Origin of the sequence: Actinomyces sp. 565 (genome assembly GCF_010365615.1) — a bacterium.
Lineage (GTDB): Bacteria > Actinomycetota > Actinomycetes > Actinomycetales > Actinomycetaceae > Actinomyces.
Genome location: NZ_PIZD01000073.1, coordinates 16,441 through 20,128, shown reverse-complemented (window position 1 = coordinate 20,128; position 3,688 = coordinate 16,441). Strand labels below are relative to the sequence as shown.

The 3,688-nt window shown below is 63.8% G+C and carries 3 protein-coding genes; all 3 read left to right on the top strand.

Features of this window, described 5'->3' with window-relative positions; genetic code table 11:
• Positions 1–845 precede the first annotated feature (845 nt).
• The 3 genes from GZ997_RS12135 (at position 846) to GZ997_RS12125 (ending at position 3,511) form a co-directional block, all read left to right on the top strand.
• On the top strand, positions 846–1,280 hold the full coding sequence (locus tag GZ997_RS12135) for a hypothetical protein (RefSeq protein ID WP_161923250.1): 435 nt from the start codon (positions 846–848) through the stop codon (positions 1,278–1,280).
• Between the two features lie 372 nt (positions 1,281–1,652).
• Positions 1,653–2,816, top strand: a complete 1,164-nt coding sequence (locus tag GZ997_RS12130; RefSeq protein WP_161925204.1) for a histidine kinase — start codon at positions 1,653–1,655, stop codon at positions 2,814–2,816.
• Positions 2,813–3,511: a response regulator transcription factor gene (locus tag GZ997_RS12125; protein ID WP_162680069.1), complete on the top strand. Its 699-nt coding sequence runs from the start codon at positions 2,813–2,815 to the stop codon at positions 3,509–3,511. The genes GZ997_RS12130 and GZ997_RS12125 overlap by 4 nt, the downstream gene beginning before the upstream one ends.
• Positions 3,512–3,688: the final 177 nt, after the last annotated feature.

Genomic DNA, 3,688 nt, shown 5'->3' with positions numbered 1-3,688 from the left:
GACTCAACCGTCCCAGAAGTGTGGAGACAGCACAGTACCCCTACCGTACGAACCGTCACCACAGGGTACGAATCGTCGACCAGAACGTACGAACCGTCGCCACGAGGTACGAACCGTCGCGCCGGAACGTACGAACCGTCACCACGAGGTACGAACCGTCGACCAGGGCACGCGAATCGCCGGACAGAACACACGAACCGTCGACCAGGGCACAGGCACCGCCACGCCAACCCAACCAGACGCGCATACCTGCCACCAACCGACAAACCGCCAAACCCACAAACCAGAAGAACTCCTATAGGCTTATGGCGCCTTCATCGGCACTCTTCGCCCGACCCAACGCTGTCCACATCGGGAGATCGAGTACTGAGAGGAGGTGGGTGACATGGCTAAGCACAAGCACAGCCATGCCATGAGCCGGGATAACGACAAGGCCCGGATGCTGAGCGCCATATGCAGTGGCATTGCTCAGATCATCCGGGCTATCGCTGTCCTGGTTCTCGCCCTAAGTAGGTCGCTCGGATGAGCTTCCTACCTCGGGGAGCCGCCCGGTTGCAGCCTGGCGGCTCCCCTTCATTATGCGCCGTCCTGCAGAGGTCGGCAAGCCGAACGCGTCACTATGTGCCTATAGCTCGAGCTCACGGCACCCGCACGCCACAAGCGCCGGCGCGCGCCGCCCGTGTCAGGTCGCGTCGGCACGGTTGCTGCCCCAGAGCGCCTGACACCGCCCGAAAGGCCACTGTGTCTCCGGTCATGCCCCCCCGATCGGCTCATCCAATCGGGGGATGCGCCCGGTCCTCGCTGCGGTGAGGATCGGAGCGACGCCATCCTGAAGGAGTCCCCTGATGACCATCGAGATCCTCAGCGCGATAGTCGGCAGTCTCGCCACCGCCGTCATCATCTTCTTCGTTTCCCGACGTCGCTACCGCACTTTTCTTACCTCAATGGCAGCCATGGGCGGCACCATTACCGACGCCGGCCTGCTCAGCACGCTCAAGGCAATAATTCAGACCATGACGACCGCCAGCGCCTGCGCAGCCGTCGGCACCGCACTACTGGTGGCGGCAGGACAGATGCTGAACCCCCTCCAGGTCACCATTACCTGCGCCGTCATCCTGCTGCTGGCAGCCGTGCTCGCCTGGATCTACGGCAGGTACGCGGTGCTTGCTGAGCTGGCCCACATCCGTCACCTGGAACTTCCCTACGGACCGTGGGGGTTGTTCCTGGCCCAAGGACGCTTCCGGCCTACCGCTCCTCGCGCGCAGTCTCCCCTCAACTAAGTACCATTCCCGTCACCCATCCCTCCTCGGGCATTCGCGCCTGCGGGGACGCCGCCCTGCTCGCGGACTCGGCGCTTGTGCCAAGAACCGCACCCGCGCCACCGCGGCTGAGTCGTCCGAGGCGACGGACGCCGCCGCCCAACCACGTGCTCGATACCACTGTGATCCCAGCCGTGATTCACCCGTATCGCACCCACTCCAGAGTTAATGTCATAACCGTCATGTCTGACTCAGGGGCGCTCTCGGCAACCATTGCTAGAGTGACCTACATAACAGCTTGCGTGGCGGAGGGGGTGCATGATGGTGCTGGGCGATGCCATCGCCTCCCTGACAGCACGCGCGTACAGCGGGCTTGCACAACCCCCTGAGCCCATGTCCCGCCGCCGCGTGTACGTCATCATTGGAGCGATCGTCGGGTTGGCGAACCTGATCGGCAACCAGGTTGTCATTCGGGAGGCGCCAAAACCCATTGACGTCGCCTTCATGGTGGCCGCTATGGTGCTCATAACACTCATCCCACTACACCCCGTTCCCGGCGTTTTAGCGTATCTGGTGTGTTGGCTCCTGTTGCTCCTGATACCCTCCGCGAACTTCTCCGACATCACCATCAGCAACCTGGCCTTCCTGTTCTTCCTGGGACGTTTCTTCCCACCATGGCCGGCCTTCTCGGTGCTGCTCACAACGCTTCTCAGCGAGGCCGTGCTATTGATGTCGCTTAGCGCGCCGGGAAACCAAATGGGAAATAGCCTAGGAACACTGTGGTACACAGCGCTTATGGGCGCCCTGCTGGTTCCGCTAGGCGCGCTGGTGCGTTTCATTGAGGCATCCCGCCTGGCCGACGCCGAGCAGGCGGATGCCCAGCTGGAGGAGATGCGCCTGGAGATCGCCCGGGAGATGCACGACCTCGTGGCCTACTCCATGTCCCAGACCGCCCTGCGCGCCCAGCGGGCCGCCGCCGATGCCTCTTACTCGGACCACGCCCGCCATGAGTTCACCGCCATTGAGGCAACCGCCTCAGATGCGCTTCACGAGCTGCGCCTGCTGCTGCGTACTCTGCGCAGCCCCGCCTCGGAGCAAGAGCAGTCCATTTCTACGACCACCGGCCTGGGGAATGCGGTCAGCGACTTGAGCACCGCCGTCGGCGCGATCAGCGCGGACGTGTCCGCAGCCGGATTCGACATTACCTACCGGCACCTGGGTGATGCCGTCCCCACCCGGATTCAGGCCAGCACCCTGTCCCGGGTGGCTCGGGAGATGGGCGCCAACATCATCCGCCACGGCGATCCCCACGCCCCCGTCACCATGACGCTCTCACTGGGCCCAGAGGTGATCCGACTGGTATCCACGAACCGGGTTCGCGACACCAGTGCGCACCTCCCGCGTTCGGGCACCGGAATCCTGGGCATGCGCGAGCGCCTCGCAGCCATCGGAGGCACCCTGACCACGCTGTCCGACAACGGTTCCTGGATGGTCACCGCCACCGTTCCCCTCGCCGACTTCCACCCCATACCCACCGCCCCTGAGAGGAATTCATGATTCACGTCGGCATAGTCGACGACGACGCACTCGTGCGCCGCGCCCTCACCGATCTGCTCACCAACGCGGCCAGTGACGACATCCACGTCAGGTGGGCGGCCGGAGACGGACAGGATGCCCTCGACATCCTGCGCTCCGACACACCCGATGCTCAGGTGCAAGTGCTGTTGGTGGACGTGCAGATGCCACGTCTGGACGGCATCGCGCTAGCGAATATCGTGCACCGCGAGCGCCCCGAGATCGCCATACTCGTACTGACCACCTTCGTAGCCGACTCGGTGATGGACCGGGCCCTCGCCGCCGGCGTACGCGGCTTCATCGCCAAGGAGGACCCGGTGGAGACACTGGCCGCCACCATCCGGCACGTCGCCGCAGGCAACATGGTGCTCTCACCAAGCTCCTCGTCCATCATCACCGGCAGGCCCGAACGAAGCACGGCAGCTGCATCGGCTTCCACAGCACCATCTCAGCCTCAGACCACGGCCAAGACCCTGCCCCCGGGGATCACGCTCTCCCCCAGGGAGGTCGAGGTGCTGACCCTCATGGTGGAGGCCAAGACCAATAAGCAGATCGCTCGCGCCCTGGGCGTAAGCGATGCGACCGTCAAGACGCACGTCTCCGCCCTGATCGCCAAGCTGGGTGTGCAGGACCGCGTCGGGGCCGTCGTCTACGCCCTGCGTGCGGGCCTGGTCTAGAGACTCCCCCAATCGGCCTAGCCATTTGGGCGATACCGTCCGCCATGAAATGGGTAAGCATAGAACCCGTCCTTAGCGACTCATCAACTACAGCCCGTTAACAGATTGGATCCGAATTATGGGCCTCATCGACACCGCAGGCGTCTACGCCGCATACAACCCCTGGATCGTATTCCT